23 protein-coding genes are annotated in these 16,661 nt (G+C 52.7%); 22 read left to right on the top strand and 1 reads right to left on the bottom strand.

The genetic code is table 11. The annotated features are described in order from the left end of the window. Positions 1 to 10 precede the first annotated feature (10 nt). The 22 genes from Q0Y09_RS09685 (at position 11) to Q0Y09_RS09580 (ending at position 14,394) form a co-directional block, all read left to right on the top strand. On the top strand, positions 11 to 1,135 hold the full coding sequence (locus Q0Y09_RS09685) for a DNA polymerase III subunit beta (protein WP_297720841.1): 1,125 nt from the start codon (positions 11 to 13) through the stop codon (positions 1,133 to 1,135). Between the two features lie 22 nt (positions 1,136 to 1,157). Beyond that, entirely contained in the window at positions 1,158 to 1,532 is a 375-nt protein-coding gene (locus Q0Y09_RS09680) for a zinc-finger-containing protein (RefSeq protein ID WP_297720838.1), read from the top strand. A 77-nt stretch (positions 1,533 to 1,609) separates the two neighbouring features. After that, positions 1,610 to 1,963, top strand: a complete 354-nt coding sequence (locus Q0Y09_RS09675; protein WP_297720836.1) for a hypothetical protein — start codon at positions 1,610 to 1,612, stop codon at positions 1,961 to 1,963. A gap of 32 nt (positions 1,964 to 1,995) precedes the next feature. Beyond that, complete coding sequence (locus Q0Y09_RS09670) at positions 1,996 to 2,517, top strand: hypothetical protein (RefSeq protein WP_297720833.1); 522 nt, start codon at positions 1,996 to 1,998, stop codon at positions 2,515 to 2,517. Beyond that, the gene (locus Q0Y09_RS09665; protein ID WP_297720830.1) at positions 2,510 to 2,797 is read left to right on the top strand and encodes a hypothetical protein; all 288 of its coding nucleotides are present in this window, start codon (positions 2,510 to 2,512) and stop codon (positions 2,795 to 2,797) included. Before Q0Y09_RS09670 ends, Q0Y09_RS09665 begins: the two co-directional genes overlap by 8 nt. Continuing rightward, positions 2,790 to 3,698, top strand: a complete 909-nt coding sequence (locus tag Q0Y09_RS09660) for a hypothetical protein (RefSeq protein WP_297720827.1) — start codon at positions 2,790 to 2,792, stop codon at positions 3,696 to 3,698. Before Q0Y09_RS09665 ends, Q0Y09_RS09660 begins: the two co-directional genes overlap by 8 nt. After that, the gene (locus Q0Y09_RS09655) at positions 3,695 to 4,201 is read left to right on the top strand and encodes a hypothetical protein (RefSeq protein WP_297720825.1); all 507 of its coding nucleotides are present in this window, start codon (positions 3,695 to 3,697) and stop codon (positions 4,199 to 4,201) included. Before Q0Y09_RS09660 ends, Q0Y09_RS09655 begins: the two co-directional genes overlap by 4 nt. Positions 4,202 to 4,210: 9 nt before the next feature. Beyond that, positions 4,211 to 4,534, top strand: a complete 324-nt coding sequence (locus tag Q0Y09_RS09650) for a hypothetical protein (protein WP_297720822.1) — start codon at positions 4,211 to 4,213, stop codon at positions 4,532 to 4,534. Further along, positions 4,531 to 4,872 (top strand): hypothetical protein, encoded by a 342-nt coding sequence (locus Q0Y09_RS09645; RefSeq protein WP_297720820.1) that lies wholly within the window; start codon positions 4,531 to 4,533, stop codon positions 4,870 to 4,872. The genes Q0Y09_RS09650 and Q0Y09_RS09645 overlap by 4 nt, the downstream gene beginning before the upstream one ends. Before the next feature lie 141 nt (positions 4,873 to 5,013). After that, entirely contained in the window at positions 5,014 to 5,760 is a 747-nt protein-coding gene (locus tag Q0Y09_RS09640) for an XF1762 family protein (RefSeq protein ID WP_297720817.1), read from the top strand. Between the two features lie 38 nt (positions 5,761 to 5,798). Next, a complete protein-coding gene (locus tag Q0Y09_RS09635; RefSeq protein WP_297720815.1) occupies positions 5,799 to 6,311 on the top strand; it encodes a hypothetical protein in 513 nt (170 codons plus the stop codon). Between the two features lie 252 nt (positions 6,312 to 6,563). Continuing rightward, entirely contained in the window at positions 6,564 to 6,896 is a 333-nt protein-coding gene (locus Q0Y09_RS09630) for a hypothetical protein (RefSeq protein WP_297720812.1), read from the top strand. Positions 6,897 to 6,916: 20 nt separating this feature from the next. Beyond that, the gene (locus Q0Y09_RS09625; RefSeq protein WP_297720810.1) at positions 6,917 to 8,305 is read left to right on the top strand and encodes an AAA family ATPase; all 1,389 of its coding nucleotides are present in this window, start codon (positions 6,917 to 6,919) and stop codon (positions 8,303 to 8,305) included. Positions 8,306 to 8,338: 33 nt separating this feature from the next. Next, positions 8,339 to 8,998 (top strand): hypothetical protein, encoded by a 660-nt coding sequence (locus tag Q0Y09_RS09620; RefSeq protein WP_297720808.1) that lies wholly within the window; start codon positions 8,339 to 8,341, stop codon positions 8,996 to 8,998. Between the two features lie 12 nt (positions 8,999 to 9,010). Next, a complete protein-coding gene (locus Q0Y09_RS09615) occupies positions 9,011 to 9,334 on the top strand; it encodes a hypothetical protein (protein WP_297720805.1) in 324 nt (107 codons plus the stop codon). 184 nt (positions 9,335 to 9,518) lie between these two features. Continuing rightward, the gene (locus Q0Y09_RS09610; protein ID WP_297720802.1) at positions 9,519 to 10,094 is read left to right on the top strand and encodes an NADAR family protein; all 576 of its coding nucleotides are present in this window, start codon (positions 9,519 to 9,521) and stop codon (positions 10,092 to 10,094) included. A gap of 63 nt (positions 10,095 to 10,157) precedes the next feature. Continuing rightward, entirely contained in the window at positions 10,158 to 10,691 is a 534-nt protein-coding gene (locus tag Q0Y09_RS09605; RefSeq protein ID WP_297720800.1) for a single-stranded DNA-binding protein, read from the top strand. Positions 10,692 to 10,762: 71 nt separating this feature from the next. Further along, a complete protein-coding gene (locus tag Q0Y09_RS09600; protein ID WP_297720797.1) occupies positions 10,763 to 11,374 on the top strand; it encodes a hypothetical protein in 612 nt (203 codons plus the stop codon). A gap of 242 nt (positions 11,375 to 11,616) precedes the next feature. Then, positions 11,617 to 12,201 (top strand): hypothetical protein, encoded by a 585-nt coding sequence (locus Q0Y09_RS09595; RefSeq protein ID WP_297720794.1) that lies wholly within the window; start codon positions 11,617 to 11,619, stop codon positions 12,199 to 12,201. Continuing rightward, positions 12,202 to 12,441 (top strand): hypothetical protein, encoded by a 240-nt coding sequence (locus Q0Y09_RS09590; RefSeq protein WP_317380543.1) that lies wholly within the window; start codon positions 12,202 to 12,204, stop codon positions 12,439 to 12,441. Positions 12,442 to 12,575: 134 nt separating this feature from the next. Continuing rightward, a complete protein-coding gene (locus Q0Y09_RS09585; protein ID WP_297720790.1) occupies positions 12,576 to 14,171 on the top strand; it encodes a hypothetical protein in 1,596 nt (531 codons plus the stop codon). Positions 14,172 to 14,181: 10 nt separating this feature from the next. Then, complete coding sequence (locus Q0Y09_RS09580) at positions 14,182 to 14,394, top strand: hypothetical protein (protein WP_050001782.1); 213 nt, start codon at positions 14,182 to 14,184, stop codon at positions 14,392 to 14,394. A 601-nt stretch (positions 14,395 to 14,995) separates the two neighbouring features. Here the strand turns inward: Q0Y09_RS09580 and Q0Y09_RS09575 are convergent. Further along, positions 14,996 to 16,661: hypothetical protein (locus Q0Y09_RS09575; RefSeq protein WP_297720785.1), on the bottom strand; the 1,666-nt coding region annotated here is incomplete at its 5' end.

The following is a 16,661-nucleotide window of genomic DNA, read 5'->3' as shown; positions in this document are numbered from 1 at the left end:
GGAAAACATCATGCGCGTACATGTAAACCGTGATTCGGCGCTGGTTCTGGCCGCTCAAGCATCCAAAGCGGTGCCTAGGATCACGACTATCCCGGAACTGAAAGGTATCCACATGGAAGCAGACGCACGGCTGTCTATGCTGACCATGACGGCAACCAATCAGGAGGTTTCGATCCGTGCCTCTATGCCTGCCGCAGTGGAGGAGAGCGGAATCGCTGTCATTCCTGCTGGTCTGCTGCCGGACATCTTGAAGCGGCTCCCGGAAGATCAGGTTTCCTTTTCTACGATAGGTCCTGGTGTCATACATATCTGCTCCGGCTGTACGGAGTACAGTCTCAACATCCTGGATGCCGGTAAATACCCGCTCCCAGAGGTCCCTTTTTTAGAGGACACCATCCCGGTCAGCGGAATCTGCTCTCTGGCCCGCCAGACCTTGTTTGCAGCTGCGGCCGGCGACCAGAAGAATATTTTTAAGGCTGTGCGCTTGAAAGTTGGACCATATGGTCTGAAAGCCACGAGCAGCAATGGCTTTTGCATCGCGGAGGCATCCGGGGATAAAAATTGTGTCGCTGTCTCGGAAACCTGCATTTTAGTTCCAGCCCGCTCCCTATCCATTTTGGCCGCTATCTCCCTGGACAGCGATGTTTATCAAATGGGTCTGACCCGTGAGGGTCTGGCCTTCTGGAACGGTACAATGATGTTCTGTACGCACCTGATTGACGGCAGCTATCCGGACACGGATGGGCTTTTGGACCATATTCAGGGTGCATACAGCGCTTCGATAGAAGCTGCTGACCTATATGCCGCAATAGACGCGGTTACATCTCTGGCATCTGCTGATAAGGATTCTTCCGGTCGTGGAGAGATCATGTTCGGAGAGCATGAAATGGTTGTCAGCACGGAGACTTCCGGTGGGAAGGCCAGTGTACCTGTCAAGGCCCTGGTCCTGAGCCCGTCGCCCTACCCCTTTTATTACGATTTCAAACAGCTGATGCGGTATCTCAAGCAGCTGCGCGGACGGATCACATTGGAATTTGACCAAAACGGCCTGCTCGCGATCCGCCCTGGCGGGACACGTTACCTTCAGTCCCCGATGCGTGCGCCAAAGCAAGCCGTGGATGGAAAGGCTGCGTGAGAATGGAGGGAAAATATCTCCCATGGAAATTCCAAGCATCTGCCGCTATTGCGGTGGGAAGATCATCAAATCCACGACCCGGACCCTCTATCCCAAGGGACGGGAACCAATCTACTTATGTGTCAACTGTAACGCCTATGTCGGGTGCTACCCGGATGGCCGGCCGATGGGAAAGGTGGCCAACACCGTTCTCCGCTTGAAACGCCAGGAGACACACCGCATTTTCGATCACTTCTGGAAAAACCAGGGATGGAGCCGGAGCGCGGCTTACCGCTGGCTGGCGCGCAATCTGGACATTCCGGAACAGGATGCGCATATCGGACTGATGGAGATGGACGAGTGTGAACGGGTCATCCGCCTGTGCCTGACACAACCAAAGAAGAGGAAAGCGGCGTAAGGTCCGCCGCAGAAAGGAGCACATATATGCAAGAATCCTGCAGCCCCTCCCTCCCTTTGTGCATCTGCTCAAAGAATATGAATACCTTCCAGATTCTGAGCCATATGCTTCAGAATTTGCGGTTTGGTCACTTTGAGCTTGCATATCACAGCCTGGAACCGGAAAAAGGGCGGCGGCTGTGCATGATCGGACTCTGTCGCCAATGCGGAAAGCGCCTTTGCTATGGAGTAGAACTTCCGGAGCATGAATCGCCAGAATCCCTGCTGTTCATCATCTACCATTGGTGCCTCCAGCTATGGATGGTAAAAGATTTCCGCTCCGCAGAAGATGAACGGGATTTTCGCACGGTATTCCTGAATCTGTTCCACAAGAAGGATCAAGAGCTGGCGCAGGTCTGGCTGGAGCGGACTGAAGCCCAAAATGCGCAGTAGCGCGCCGCAAATCAGAAAAGGAGTGTAGCTGAATGTCAAAAAAATTTTCATTTCCCGAGCCAAGCTGCCGCTATCACTGCCCGCATTTTAAGAGTGTAGGCCCATCGCTCAACGAAACGCACTACTGTATGAAAAAAGGGAAAAATGGCAAGCGATTTTCAAAAAAGGATTCCAAGCGCAAGCCGCCGGCATGGTGCCCGCTCCGCTTGAATTCGCCCATCTGCCGGATTTACGGTTTCCGGAATGAGCTTCAGGAGATGCTGGCTTTTGATGAATGGCTGTCCATAGATCCGGCAAAGGTGGGCTGGTATTCCCCCATGTCCCGCCGCTACCAGTTGCGGCAGGAGATTCCTCTTGGTATGACAGCGGAGCAATTCTACACCGCCGCCCAGGAGCTGACAGTAGACGAGATCCTGAATGGCGTCCCGGTGCAAAACGGGGAGCTCATTGAGATTGACAACGGATTAACCCCCTACTTTTTCTATGTTTATAATCAAGCGACTGTTTTCCCGGCGAAGGTGTTCGGCCTGGAGCGTGAGGCCCGCCATGAGTGAATGGTACAGAGATTCAGGGGATCGGCCGCGTATGATGCTTTATAAGATCCTGGACGCTGTTGTCCCTGGAATGTATGACACTCCCTGCAGAATCTCCATTTTTGCGGATGGCCACAAAATCAAGGTATTTGAAAAGGCCTGTTTCCGCAACCTGGATTTCAATACGCCAGTTCCACAAAACTGGGCGAGGAACTACCACTTGGAAAAATTCAAAACGCCTCGGGCAGTCGAAACTTTTTTGCGGAAAGATGGGCTGCTGAAGGAGCATGAACATGAATGAGAAAAAAATCTGCGCCTGCGTTGGCGCACGGACAAGAGATATACAAACAATCGAAGCGCACTATAAGGACAATTTTATCCCCACAGGCTGGAATCTGGAATATACCTGTTTGGATCAGCCGGAAGCAGCCAGGGCCCTCTATCTGACCGGATTGTGCCTGCGCTGCGGCGGGCAACTCCCCAAAAAGTTCACGGTCCCAGGTGAGCTTGCCGGGGACGCCCTTTTGGAGCAGATCTACCATCAGATGGAGTCCTACCGTCCGTTTGATTTCCGTTTCGACAGCGGTGCGTACCGCACGTCTCTGTCAATGCGCGCCCACTGGTACATGGAACAGGACGACCTCACCCTGGGCGCGAAGAATGCTCAGTTCCTCAAGCTGTTCCATGCGGAATACCAGGGCGTGGTTGAGGATTGGATCAGCCGGCGCCACGCCCAGGAGCCCTATACCGCCCCGCGGCGGGATCGAAAAAGCACACTGCTGCGCGCTGTGCTGGAACGAGCCAGAGCCTGCGGCGACCTGCGGGAAATTGAGCCCATTTTGGACTACTACCTTCCAAACGCGCAGGAGCCGCTGTCTTCGGATATGGACAGCTATCTGACCAACTATCAGTTTTCCGCAATCGCCAATATCAGCTACGGATGTGAGGGTATTTTTGTTGACCTGGTCATTGAAGGCGACTTTGATGATTCCGGTACCAACCGCTGCGCGATCGGCACCTTCAAAACACTGCGTCAGGACAATGACGCCGGCCGCCTGATGGGGCAGTTATGCGGCGTACTGATGTATCACACGACAAGGTATGTCAACGAAAACCTGCACCGTTATACACCAAAGCGCGAATTAGAGGCCGAGTTTCGCAGAATGCAGGCTTGCGGCGGACAGAAAGAAGGGACGGCATGAGCCTGACAACCGCGGATGAAATCCTTGACCTTTGGGCACGAAACGAGACGCCGGAAGCCAAGGTCGAGCGCAGAGCGATTGAAGCGCTGAAAAAGGATATTCAGACGGCACAGGACAGCATTCAGGATGCTGTTTCACGCTACCGGAAAGCCAAACTGCGTACCCGCAGCAAGGCCAAAGCCAACTCAGAAGATATATTCCGTCCCCTGGAGGAGTATGACTCACAGGTGGATATTCAGAACGCCTATGGCTATGAGATGATTACGGAAACAGAATATGACCGCCTGATGGAGCTTTGGGAACTGCGGGCACAGTCTGTCCAAAAGGCTGGCCCTTACAAAGACCGTGTCGTTGAGATGCTGGAGCTGTCCGCCCGGGCCATCTGGGATGCGTATGGAGAAAGCGTCGCAGCGTACGACGAAAAAGTATCCCGAATGCACCGGGAAGCCAGACGGATCGCACAGGAAAACCTTCTGCGGGATCTGGATTCAAAAAGTATTTGAGGTGGCTGTATGAAGTACAAAAGGATCTATGACACGCTGCAAACTAGCGGTGCCAGAATTGTCCTTGATCAAAGCGGCTGGCGCGCCAATAGTTCCGACAATTGGATTGCCAGCCAGCGTCCACTCTGGCTTGTAGTCGAAGTTCCCAGACTTCATCTGAGAATGTGGGTCGCGCATGAATTCGGCACTCTGTCGGTGACAACCGCAAACTCCGCATTGCCCACCGACAGCCGGGCTTATCATGAGAGCAATACCAGGCGGGTCTTCCAAAATCAGTGTCAGATGGCAAAATATTTGGAGGATCTACTGTCTCGGAAGGAGGCGGCGGTATGAAGCTGTTCTTTTCCACGATCTGCGTTGCCGCCCCCAGTGGAGAACTCCTGACTTACTGGGAAAGTGGGCATCCGGACGAATATGACATCTGGGACCTGCTCACCCGCGATACGCGCTATCATGAAGCGGCGAAGCTGCAGGGAGAATCGCTGGAGGTCAGGGTTTCCCACTATATCTATGAAACGGAGAGTCCTGGGCCGGATACGCGGGCGGAGCAGAGCCATTTTGATCTGCTGGACGCCTATAACGAGCTGGCCCGCCGGCACCGGCGCTCCCGGTTCGAGCACCGGGAGGATGTCTGTAAGGTGCGAACATTCCGCCTTCACCTGGAACTATGACGGAGGGACAGGAAGGTCAAGGAAATGCACACTGAACCACACACAACGCTATGGGCGGGACTACATGCGTTCATCGTCCATTTGGGTCCGCAGAGCTGCCGGTGTCCCGGACTGCTGGACGATGCGGCCTTTGACCGCATAATGGACGCACTCAACTGGAGAATGCCCTACCATCTTCGGGCCTTTCACTGTTCGAGCCTGGAGACGGCAGAGGCAAATCCCGTACTGCGGGCCATGCCGGAATTTTCGGCGCCGCTGGAAGCTGTGCTGTTCACAGCCCCCGCGGCGCCCATGCGTCTGAAAGACAAGCGGCGTAAGCAGACACTTTCTGTACGCAGCAAGTATGGCGACTATGTGCTTGCAGAAACTGAGGACTGCTGCGGCCGGCTATACCATGTGGATGGGATCACCTCCAGCCTGATTGCCAGGCTGGAGGCACGCCCAATCACGCTTCAGGAGGCCAGTGCCTATGTGGAAGCCCACCATCGCCACAACGCTGGACCGAAGTTCCACAAATTTTCCCTCTGCCTCCGGACGCCGGGAGAGCCGGAGCCGGTGGGCGTGGCGATTGCCAGTATACCCAAGGCCCGCTGCCAGATGGACGGCGTGACACTGGAAATCAACCGCTGCTGTACCGATCCCCGCTATGCGGACGTGTGCAGCAACCTCTACGCCCGTGCTATTCGGATCGGCCGGGAGATGGGCTATACCCGCTTCCTGACCTATACCCTGCCGGAGGAGAGCGGAAGCAGTCTGCGTGCGGTCGGATTTCAGGTGGATGGGGTCGTTCACAGCCCATCCGAAGGCTGGAACACCCCTTCGCGCCCGCGCAGCACCAGACGGTATCCTTCCGGCGATAAAGTGAGATGGGTGCTGCATACGCCATAATGCGTCATGCATCCCTCGGAACATCAAGGAGGTCTGTAATGGATGGAACATATGTAGAATGCCTGCTCCTTGTCACAGGAGAAACCGTATTTCTAAATACATTTGATAAAATCTTTCGCAGCGGATATGGCCCGCAATGGGCTGACCGGCCCCGCTCTCATACCGCCCATTATTCGTTCCATGCGCTGTTTCCAGTTCCGGAGGCCGTTCAGAGCCGCGGCTTTGATACCGCAGGACATTTATGGTGCAAAGATTACTGGCAGTCCAGCGATGACCTGCGGGATATGCAGGTCAGACGGGCGCTTGGGCGAAGGCAATACCGCTTTTTTGTGCCGGATCTGCCGCCAAAGAATTTTTTCCGGGTTGTGTCCCATGATTATCCAACTCTTACCTTCAAGATGGCTGCGCTTATACGGGACGAGGGCTCCCCTTTCTTTGAGGGGCGGGGGACCCTGCATCAGTATTTGCTCCAGGATGGAAGGTGCTCAGAAAGCCAAAGCCTAAATAGAGAAAACGCATTTTCTCAAATTCGGGAAGAAATGGGGTTTTAACCATGACCTTTTTTGAATGCTGTGAAACTGTACGAAAGGATGGCCTGCACCTGATTCGCCCAAGGCGCGGAGTAACAGGGCAGTATGATTTGAAGCCGCCCGACACAGGCCCGTCCGGAGAGTGGGGCTTTTTAGATGCCGTCACGGCCAATCTGGTATGCCAGCTGTGCGCAGCGCTCTCCGTGAGCCGACAGGAGAGGTTCAAATGCCTTCCCGCCGGGATGATCCTTGCGCTTTGTCAGAGGTTTGCCGATGGAGCATGATCTTTACCTGATCCAAAGCAATTATATGTCGGGCGGAATGTGCTACTATGCGGAGCACGGAGAGAAGTGCGGCGTTCCGGACGCGGTTGGCTACGACACCGCCGCCCATGCCAGGAAATTCCGTACCTATGAAGATGCCCAGATGTATATCGATACACAAATGCCGGAGTGGGCAAGGCCCTCACACCACCCGGCCTCTTACCGTTCTGGCAGCTTCATCATGGAAGATGCCGGCCTTCGAGCCCTTCTTAACGCAGGAGCCCCGATTTCGGACGCTATGCTGTCGGCTACCCCCGGCCGGCTCCGGGTCTGGCTCCGATAAAATCTGAACGGAGGAATGACATGATGGATCAAACACTGAGAAACAAAATGTGTGCCCGCATGCGGGAGGTCCAGACGCAGGTGGCTGAGCGTGATGAGCTGATCGAGGTGATCGCCATTGCACTGCTGACACGAAAAAATGTCTTTGTCCTGGGCGACACCGGCCAGGCCAAAAGCGCCGTCATCAACTTGTTCCGCGATGGACTCACCGGAGCCAGGCAGTTTGAGCGCCTGATGTCCAAACAGACCGATGAGGAGGCGCTGTTTGGGCGCTTGGACCTCTCCAGTTTGATCCCCGGCGGAGTTCCGGATGAAATTCTGGAGGAGGACAATCTCTACCAGGAGATGCGCCGCGATTTGGAGACACTGGTGCTGAATTACCGCCGCGGCGATCCAGCGCTCGGGCAGCAGCTGGAACTGGCGACCTCGGAGATGGAGCGGTACCGAAAAGCGCTCTCCGAACTGCATGGCGGGGACCCGCGCATCATTACGAAGGGCAAGCTTCCGGACAGCCACATCGTTTTTCTCGATGAAATTTTTAAGGCGTCCGATGGCATCCTCAACGCCCTTTTGACTGCCCTGAATGAACGGCGCTATACCAATGAGGGCAAAACCATCCACATCCCAACCATTTCCTTCTTTTCGGCCTCCAATGAAATTCCCAACTTTACCCATCCGGAGGAGAAGATACTCAAACCGCTCTATGACCGGTTTGAGCTGAAGGTGGTCACGGAATATGTGGAAAATCGGGACGCACGCCTGAAAATACTAAAGCAGAAGCAGGCGTCCCCCCACCTGGCGCAGGCCCCCGCAGCTCCTATCACCTTGGAAGAATTGGGGGCCATGCAGGATGATGTACGCCAGGTCCACATCCCGGACAGCGTAAATGAGCTGATGGACGATGTGCTCTGCGCTTTGCGTGAAAAGGGGATACATATCTCAGATCGAAAATATTTCAACTACTCTCCCATTGCGCAAGCGAAAGCCTGGCTGGAAGGCCGGGATAGCGTTGCGCCTGCTGATTTGATCATCCTTCGCCATTACCTCTGGACCGCGCCGGAGGAGCGCGCAATCATCCATTCTGCCTTAGTACAGATGTGCAGCGATCCGTTCAAAAACCGGTTGGATGGTATCCTTGCCGCAGCGCAGGAGAGCTACCAGGAGTTTGAAGACAGCTCCAGCGCAGCGCCGGCCCGTCGCATCGGAAAGCTGAGGGAAGAATACCTCATGCTGTACGAAAAGCTGTCCATGATGCAAGCGGAAGCCCAGGATGATATTGGGAAACAGAAAGTAGACGCCTGTATGGAGGATCTGGAAGCCTTCAATAAGAAAGCCTTTTCGGAGAACGGAGTATCCGGGGTGTTCTCCTACGTACCGCTGAAGGAGCTTTATCTTCTGAAAGCAAGCTGATCCCCAACGAAAGAAAACGGGAGGATTATGGGAATGCGTTTGGGCTGGACACCAGACCTTCGCCCTCTCCCCCAAAAATCGGGATATGTGGGCCTGCTCTTGCCGGTCCGCATACCCCGGCAGATCAAAAAAATGAATAAAGGAGTTTTTACCATGTTGAATTATAACACGCCGCTGACTGCCGAGGAATCCACCTTCGCCGCAGAACACCATCACCTGCTCCTCTCTTACCTCAAAAAGGCCGGACTTGATTTTGATGAATTCTATGATATAGCGGTCTTTGGCTACCTGCGTGCCGTACGAAAGTATTTGGCCCGCCCGGAACTGAGAGCCTACCAGTTTTCAACGATTGCGTTTCGTGCAATGAGCTGCGATGTGCACCATTCGCGTGAGTACTGGCTTCGTGGCAAGCGCCGCGCACGCATCGTACAAACGCTGAATGATGATAAAAATGCGGACAATCTGTGGGACAGTGTCGCAGAGAGCGTGGATAATGTGATCCAATTTGAGGCGTACACCAGCACACTCACTCCGCTGCAGCAAAGAATCGCGGAGCTCCGTGACATTGGCTACTCTGATCGGGAAATTTCCGCCCTCTGTGGTATCCCCTATAAACTGGTCGCTTTGGAAATGGAGGGCGCCAAGAGACGTATCCTGGAAGTTTATATTGGTGACGCCCCCCGTGCAGCTTGAGGAGAATTTGCTATGTCGAATATGAGTGATTGCCGCTTTGAAAACACATACAGCGATTTTCTTGACTGTCTGGACGCCCTACGTCAATATCTGCCGTTGAGCGAGGGCGAATACCGTGCGGCATATCGGATGATCCGTCATTTCCTTTGTTTCTGCAAAGATGCGAGCATCATTCGGTCGTTTGACCATGAGGCCATTATCAAGCATCTGGACCATATGAAAGAGGAACCCGCCGTTCAGCAGACATCCATCCTGGACGGGCCGCAGCAGGCTGCACAGAGCGAGTGTGGACTTTGTGCGGATGAAGGCGCGGGGAGCATGTATCGCGCTGATTGAAAACCGGAATAGCACACCCAAATTCCACGAGCGGACAGATACCATGTCGAGAGCCTGCCGCTCCCCTATGTCCGGGGCAGCATCGGGCCTTGGCATTGTGGTCCAGGCGATAAATCGTCTGCCGCCCGGAGAAAAACCAGTATATGCGCCCCGAGCAAGCCCGGGGCGCCGGGAGGAATCGTTTATGTTTTACACCGCAGATTCGCTTCGTCGGATGCACCAGGGCGGAGAAACAATGGATTTTCTCTTCTTTTATGGGCATCAGCTCCCTTCTGATGGGAGCACAACTGAAAGCTGCCTGAGTCAATGGTACCCCTGCATTTTTGAAGCAGATGGGATCTTGTACCAATCTATGGAGCAGTACATGATGGCTCAGAAGGCCGCGTATTTTGGGGATTACCGCACTCACGCCAGAATCCTGAGCGCCTGCACTCCCAGGGATTGTAAGGCCTTGGGGCGCATGGTATCAGGCTTTCAGGAGGAGAGCTGGTGCCAGGTCCGTGAACAGATTGTACTGTACGGAAATTTTCAAAAATTTTTGCAGAATCCCCCTTTGAGGTCCTTTCTTTTACAGACTGGTGACCGCATTTTGGTGGAGGCCAGTCCCTATGACAGGATATGGGGGATCGGCATGTCAAAATACCAGTCCGGCATTCAAGACCCAGGAAACTGGAAGGGCCTTAATTTGCTTGGATTTGCGCTGATGCAGGTACGTACTATGCTGCGCAGCCTCGCAAATCAGGGAGACACCGGCTGGTAAGTCAACCGGCATGATTCGATGGCGCGCAGGCAAACCCCAATATTATCGTAGGAGGTATCGGATATGTTAAACAGAGTCATACTTATGGGCCGCTTGGTTGCAGATCCCGAGCTGCGAAGCACAGCCAGCAATCTCTCCGTCTGCTCCTTCCGCATTGCGGTGGACCGCGACTATAAAAAGGGAGATCAGAAAGAAACGGATTTTATTGACATTGTGGCGTGGCGCTCTACGGCTGAATTTGTAGCCAACTACTTCAAAAAGGGGCGCGTGATCGCAGTTGACGGGCGGCTCCAGATCCGTCAATGGACAGACAACGACGGCAATAAGCGGTTTGTTACAGAAGTGATCGCCGACAATGTCTACTTCGGAGACAGCCGGCCAAACCAGAACGGCCAGAACAGCCAGACGGGATACCCCGCCGCCGGCGGGGACTTCGGCGGCTATCCGGCACAGGATGGCAGCTATGGTGGGTACTCCGCCTATGGCGGGTATCCCCCGGCAAACCAGCAGGGGCAATTCCCCCCGGCGGATGGTTATGGGGCTTATGAAGGCCCTGCACCTGGCGCTAAGCCGGACGAATATCCCGGAGGTTTTTAAGTCTATGTTCGGGCGGGGAGCAATTCCCCGCCCGTTCTGATCTACATTCCATGTATGAGGAGATATGAGCCATGTTGTACCAGAAAAAGGGCGATATAGTACTTGACAGCGGTAAAGTTTTTACCGTCGGCGGAGAGGTGTTCGCCAATCACGCCTGCGACTATGAGGGCCTTTTTGGCATGGTAACGGAGAGCCGCACCGGGCCGGACCAGTGTGCAGAACAGGGCGCCCCCGACATCTGCTGCGCCTTTCAGCCGCCTGAGTCTGAGACGATGGCCGAGGACATCCAGGAGCGGTTTTCCGCGCTGTATGGATACTCAAAGCAGCTGGAGGATCTGGGACTGGACTGTGTGATCCTGGCGCCCAGCATGCTGGAGCCGCTTCCGGAGAGCATGCCGGCGGAGGACGGCAGGCTTCTTTCCCTCACCTGCTTCTACGACAGCGACTGCGGCTGCGACTCCCAGACTCTGGCGCTCTCCAACGATATGGGCCTTGTGCTGCGTAAAATGCGGGAGGATCTGGACGCCTATGAGGTCCCAGTCGTGCTCTCCCATGTAGAGCGTTTCATTGACGGCTATCGTTTTTCCTACGAGGCAAAGGACGCGGGAGTGGAAAGCCTGTACCTGAGTTATACCATTTCCGGCGTCCCGGTGTTCCTCCGCCAGCCCGCCGGCCATGCCTGAGCCGTGTGGAACGGGTAAATTCCGGCGATCCAGGGGATGCCGGTCCATCTCGGAAGGCCATCTTGGATGAAAGCATGGAGAGAAATAAAATGTAAATAGGAGCGTTGAGCATGAATCAAAATGCGAACGAAATTTGCTCCACAGGGGCAAATCCCCCTGTGGTTGGAGCGAGCGTTTGGACAAGCGATAAAATAGATCGGCACGGCCAACGCGGCCTCTCGAAAGGCGCCGGTGAGTTTCCTATGAAACTGTTTGAATTGATCTGGCGACCGTTTTGTGCCCGCCGCTTGCGCCAAAACGGACCGCAGAAGGCACTCCCGCTTCAGGACGAGGCGGAAGCTGCGTGGGCGGAGGCGGAGGAACTTCAGCGCCGCCTCAGCGCAGAGCAGGAAGAAAACCGAAGGCAGGCGATTCGTTTACAGCAGCGGGAAGCGGAGCTTCATTCGGCAACTGCGGAGCTGGACGCCTTGCGCAGGGCGCTTGCCGCGCTGGCCCCATCTGACTACGAGGCCGTTTACACACTTCTGGCGCCCGAACTGGACCCAAACGGTTTCCATCTGTTCCGGGCCGCGGAGATTTATACAGGGTGCAATGTTTACCGTGCGTTCCCTGTGGAGGACCGCCTTGGCTATTTTGAGGCAATGAGCGGCCATGAGCTGCTGCGTTGGCTGGAGGCCGAGGCCATCGGCTCATACAGCCTGAGCCGCCTGTCTTCTGGGGTCGAAGTGGCCTGTGACCTCCGTGTGGATCAAAGCGGAGAGGAATATAGGCGGTACCATGCAGAAATCTGTAAGCTGGCCGTTGAAAAAATCTTATGCATGAAATAAATGATAAGAGGAAGTGCGATTCCAATGCGGTATTACAGTACGCAGCGCCCCATCATGCCTGGAAGTTATCCAAAGCCCGTGGGAAATCCGGTTGTGGAGATCCGCAATTTTGACACCCGGGTGGTCTGCGGGGAAATCGGCTGTGAAGCGTGGGGCTATATCGAATACGAACAAGCCCTTTCCCCCGGGCAGGCCAAGTCCTATGAACTGCTTTTAGCACCCGGCCAGGGAAAGCGCTGAGACAGCCCGCCGGCTCGGCGGTATCCTCCAAGACCGGGCGGCGGAGCCCAACTATACTTCGTCACAAATGTATGGACAGCTTAAGTGGGTGCACACTCATATGCACTACACGCAGCTAAGAAGGAGGCGCATCCATGCGCAAATATTTCCACAGTTTGGCCGATATACTGGCCTCTCCCATTGCGGCGGCGGCAAATGCCCTGCAGCAGGACAAAGCGGCCCGCCAAGACCGGGTACTGCAATCCACCAAACTGGAGGACATGATTTATCAGGGCCTCCACAAAGACGATGACGAGCTGATCGCGCTGGAGCAGAGCTGCGCTGAAAAGCTTTCCACCTTCTCCGCGCTCAGTCGGGACGTTTACCAGAGCTTCTACTCGCTCCGCGTGAGAAAACATGAAGAGGAATCCCTGTCCGCGCCCTCACGGCGCTTTAATGTCCCTATCCTGAAAGAGTTGATGGACAAAGACTCCTACCCCACTATAAAGTCTGCCTGTGAGGGACGGCAGATTCCAGCTTATGAGGCCGCGAGAGAGTTCATATCTCAGGTGGCGGACAATCTCGACAGCCTGATGGAGCAGGCAGGCGGGCAAAAAAATGCATTGGAAACACTGAAACACCTGGAAGAAAAACGGGACCAGAGCATGGAGCGCCTGCAAAAGCTCATGGAGCAGATGGAGCGGACCGGTACTACTCCAGCATTGGAAAAGCAGCTCATAAAGGCGGCGAACACCGCGCAAAGCCAGAGCAACCAGGTGGAGACCGTGGGCCGCATGGTCCAGGAAAACCTGCAGAAACACAGCTGTGAGCTTGCCCTGCTTGTGAAACAGGCTTCCGAGGCGGCCGCGCAGACGGCCATAGACGTACAGCTCACCTTGATGTCCTGGGGCACGGGGCCGGATGACAACGATCCCAAAAGCATAGCTGCCGATACAGAGTTGGTGCACCGTGTCCAGCAAAGCGAGACGCTGATGAAGGTCGCCAGGTACTTAGGGCGTCTGAAAGAGCTGATGGAAGGAAGGCAGAAAAACGGCTATGCTTACGGTCGTGGAGAGAAGTACACCTTGGAACTTGGCGCGGATCTAAGCCGTGCACTGGCTTCGGAATTTGTTCTCCTGGCCCTTCCGGAAACCACGCCTTTGTTTTTGCAGAAGCTCCAGAAAAAGAGCCTCAAACAGTACCAGCGCCGGGAGCACATCCACAAAGGCAGCGGAGATATTATTTGTATGCTGGATGAATCGGGCTCTGCAGAGGAGGCGGCCCCGTGGTGTAAAGCGGTGGCGCTGGCTCTCTTGGACATTGCCATGCGGGACCACCGCCGTTTTGCCATGATCCACTTTTCAGGCAAAGGCCATTTTAAGACGGATCTTTTTATCCCGCAGCAATATGATCGAGAAGATGTACTCCGCGCCGCAGAGCTGTTTTTGAACGGAGGTACGGATTACACAACTCCGCTCCAGGAGGCCCTGCGCTTGATGGAGGAAGATGGATTTGAAAACGCGGACATGGTCTTCATTACAGACGGCGCATGCGAGTTCCCCCAGAACTTCCGGGAGCGCCTGTCTCAGGAACAGGCAAAACGCGGCTTTCACATTACTGGCGTGCTGCTAGACCAGGATGGCGGCGCGTTTGAATTCAGCCTTGCCGCTTTTTGCGACGAGATCATCCGCACCAGTGAACTGACCAGAGAGCAAGTCGCAGAGCATCTGGTGTCCAGCCGGACCGCATAGGAGGCACAGCTTGAAACAGATCACACAGTCAGAATGGAAAAGCATACCTGCAAGCTACAAGGGTATGTGGACCCAGGAATTGTATGAGTTCCGGAGGGGGGATTTCCCCTCGGAATGGATCGGCCGTAAAACAATGCTGGATTACGACCCCAAGAGCGGCGGGACTATCCTGCTTACGGAAGGAGTCGGTTTTGTCATTGTTCCAGACACGCCGAAATCATAAGTCACTTGGAGTACAAGTCCGGCATCCATCGGACTCATCGGGTACTCAAGAAATATGCTACATGGAGCCTATTGGGAAAGCCCAGAGGCCGCACCAGCATTTTACTGCAAAAGCCGGGAGCACTTCTCCGACGTTCCATAGGGACAATTTGTGAACCTACCCATATAACTCAATATTTGTTCCTGTGGAGGGAGCCTGTGTTTCGGCACAGGCTCCCTTTTTTGCTTATGCAACCTCATTTGGGATTTCTTCCGCCATGGAATCTGCCATACTCTGAGGCAGTTCGTCCACCAGCCCAGTGTCACAGTAGTAGATGCGTGCCTCCTGCAGTGCTGTGCGGGAGTATTTCTTCGCACACTCTCCGACCTCCACCCGCTTGATGAAGATACCTTAGCCAAAAAAGAAGGCCGTGAGATTCTGAAAAAGGCATTTAAGGAGCAAATGAAAAAAGCAAAAAATAAAGGCGATGGGGCTGGGATGAAATATTTTATAGAGGTGACATCACTACGGTCTCATATGGCAGCATATCTGGGATTGATTTTATATGCTCGAAGCAAAATCCGAGCCCATCTGGAGCAGATAGGCTCGGATTTCTTTGGAATTAGATAATTTCTATTACTCCTGTAGGCAACACATCCGTGAGAGTCATGCCACCCTCTTTCAGCAACTCATAATAAGTCCGGTAGCTTTCCAAAATAATTGCGTAGGCCTCTTCAACCGTGGAAACATTTTTGTGTTCAACATAATATACAACTTCGCTCACTAATTGAGCCAAATATGTATATAGATGCTCAATATATATAACAAGCGATCTTTGTTCCCGGAAGGCCGAATGAGTTATTTCGTTGCGAATACGATATAATCTTTGGATATGCCATCTGATTTTTTGAATGTAGTGGTCAAATTTTTGAAGAATTGCAGCCTGATCATTTAATAATGTATATATCTCATTACAACGATACTCTAATAGTGAATTCACTCGACACCGTTCGAATAATACTAGATAATCTTGTGGGCTACGGAAAATAGAAATTAATTTTTTAACAAGTTCTTTTTTGTCGGTTGATTGAATATTAAGATTGAGAGCGGCATCCATTTTAAAACCACATCTAATACAATCTTCAGAGAAGTTTCGAACAATCCTATAAAAATATCTAATGCACAGTATTTCTGGCAATACAAGTTTGACATGAGAAATTATATCTGAATATTGGCCTGTTCTCATGACTGATTCTAAAGCAATCCACAACGAGATATACTTTGTCTCTTGGAAGAGTGACGATCTGCTTAGATTAGTATATGCAAAAGCCGCACTAAGCTTTGTGGTAATGTGTTCCTTTGAGGTGTCAGTAAAAATGCGATTCGTATCCTCAAACACTCCATTATTGCTATCAATATAGTCATAGGTTCTGAATATATCAATTAGGCGTAGCGCTGTAGCCATATGTGTTGTATCATTATATACAACAATTTGTGGAGTATTGGCAATCCATGGACTAATAGTATTATAAAAAGTTGCAATGCTAAGTTTACTGTTCAATGTATTGATTACAGCAAGTACCCCTGAATACAAGTCAGGCGCAGATATTTCCGAAATAATGTATGTTGTTTCTGCATTAAGTTTCGAATATAAATCTGTTTTGTTTTCATCTGCACCAGCGATTATTTCTCGTCCGGTGTTAATGTTAAAACCTACAGCACGGATAACATCACGCACATTGTCTGCTCCCATACCAGATTTTGTTTCAAGTTTAATACTGTAGTAAACTTGAAACTCTGTATTCCCTCCAGTGGTAATTTGGTTCTCAAAAGATCTCCATTGTTCAGATACGCTTTTTTCTGATGTGAAAAGTTCGGATAACAAAAACAATCCTTTTGCAGACCACCCCATAGAGATGCATTGGCTTATTAAAGCCTTCATACACATTTCTATCCAGGGTTTGTTCTGTGCATCAAGGTTATCTTTCAATTCTCTTAAAATATATTCAAGGTAGTGTTCTTTTAATTGGCAAATTGGAGACTTTAGTTGAAATTTTAATCTATTTAATGAAATGTACTGTGAAACATTTTTGTCATCAAGTATGTCTCCACGAGACTTTCCTTCAATTTTTCCACCCAAAATGCGAAGAAGTAGATTCTTTAAGGGACGATTGTGCTTCTCCAGAATTTGATCGCATCTTACAATTGTTAGCGCTTCTTCCTTACAATCATCAACATTGATCCTTGAGGTTAACAGCCCAGACATAGTTTTTTCGACAACATCACCC

Source organism: Intestinimonas sp. (genome assembly GCF_026169115.1).
In the GTDB taxonomy this organism is placed as follows: domain Bacteria; phylum Bacillota; class Clostridia; order Oscillospirales; family Oscillospiraceae; genus Intestinimonas.
Note: the sequence above shows the minus strand (reverse complement) of the source record. Positions and strands in the feature narration are given on the sequence as shown.

Excerpts from the sequence above, each read along its gene's own strand:
- Q0Y09_RS09655 (WP_297720825.1), top strand. The coding sequence starts at position 3,695 with ATGAGCCTGACAACCGCGGATGAAATCCTTGACCTTTGGGCACGAAAC.
- Q0Y09_RS09625 (WP_297720810.1), top strand. The coding sequence starts at position 6,917 with ATGATGGATCAAACACTGAGAAACAAAATGTGTGCCCGCATGCGGGAG.
- Q0Y09_RS09600 (WP_297720797.1), top strand. The coding sequence starts at position 10,763 with ATGTTGTACCAGAAAAAGGGCGATATAGTACTTGACAGCGGTAAAGTT.
- Q0Y09_RS09665 (WP_297720830.1), top strand. The coding sequence starts at position 2,510 with ATGAGTGAATGGTACAGAGATTCAGGGGATCGGCCGCGTATGATGCTT.
- Q0Y09_RS09670 (WP_297720833.1), top strand. The coding sequence starts at position 1,996 with ATGTCAAAAAAATTTTCATTTCCCGAGCCAAGCTGCCGCTATCACTGC.
- Q0Y09_RS09595 (WP_297720794.1), top strand. The coding sequence starts at position 11,617 with ATGAAACTGTTTGAATTGATCTGGCGACCGTTTTGTGCCCGCCGCTTG.
- Q0Y09_RS09610 (WP_297720802.1), top strand. The coding sequence starts at position 9,519 with ATGTTTTACACCGCAGATTCGCTTCGTCGGATGCACCAGGGCGGAGAA.
- Q0Y09_RS09645 (WP_297720820.1), top strand. The coding sequence starts at position 4,531 with ATGAAGCTGTTCTTTTCCACGATCTGCGTTGCCGCCCCCAGTGGAGAA.
- Q0Y09_RS09680 (WP_297720838.1), top strand. The coding sequence starts at position 1,158 with ATGGAAATTCCAAGCATCTGCCGCTATTGCGGTGGGAAGATCATCAAA.
- Q0Y09_RS09685 (WP_297720841.1), top strand. The coding sequence starts at position 11 with ATGCGCGTACATGTAAACCGTGATTCGGCGCTGGTTCTGGCCGCTCAA.
- Q0Y09_RS09630 (WP_297720812.1), top strand. The coding sequence starts at position 6,564 with ATGGAGCATGATCTTTACCTGATCCAAAGCAATTATATGTCGGGCGGA.
- Q0Y09_RS09590 (WP_317380543.1), top strand. The coding sequence starts at position 12,202 with ATGATAAGAGGAAGTGCGATTCCAATGCGGTATTACAGTACGCAGCGC.
- Q0Y09_RS09635 (WP_297720815.1), top strand. The coding sequence starts at position 5,799 with ATGGATGGAACATATGTAGAATGCCTGCTCCTTGTCACAGGAGAAACC.
- Q0Y09_RS09615 (WP_297720805.1), top strand. The coding sequence starts at position 9,011 with ATGTCGAATATGAGTGATTGCCGCTTTGAAAACACATACAGCGATTTT.
- Q0Y09_RS09605 (WP_297720800.1), top strand. The coding sequence starts at position 10,158 with ATGTTAAACAGAGTCATACTTATGGGCCGCTTGGTTGCAGATCCCGAG.
- Q0Y09_RS09640 (WP_297720817.1), top strand. The coding sequence starts at position 5,014 with ATGGACGCACTCAACTGGAGAATGCCCTACCATCTTCGGGCCTTTCAC.
- Q0Y09_RS09650 (WP_297720822.1), top strand. The coding sequence starts at position 4,211 with ATGAAGTACAAAAGGATCTATGACACGCTGCAAACTAGCGGTGCCAGA.
- Q0Y09_RS09585 (WP_297720790.1), top strand. The coding sequence starts at position 12,576 with ATGCGCAAATATTTCCACAGTTTGGCCGATATACTGGCCTCTCCCATT.
- Q0Y09_RS09675 (WP_297720836.1), top strand. The coding sequence starts at position 1,610 with ATGAATACCTTCCAGATTCTGAGCCATATGCTTCAGAATTTGCGGTTT.
- Q0Y09_RS09620 (WP_297720808.1), top strand. The coding sequence starts at position 8,339 with ATGCGTTTGGGCTGGACACCAGACCTTCGCCCTCTCCCCCAAAAATCG.
- Q0Y09_RS09660 (WP_297720827.1), top strand. The coding sequence starts at position 2,790 with ATGAATGAGAAAAAAATCTGCGCCTGCGTTGGCGCACGGACAAGAGAT.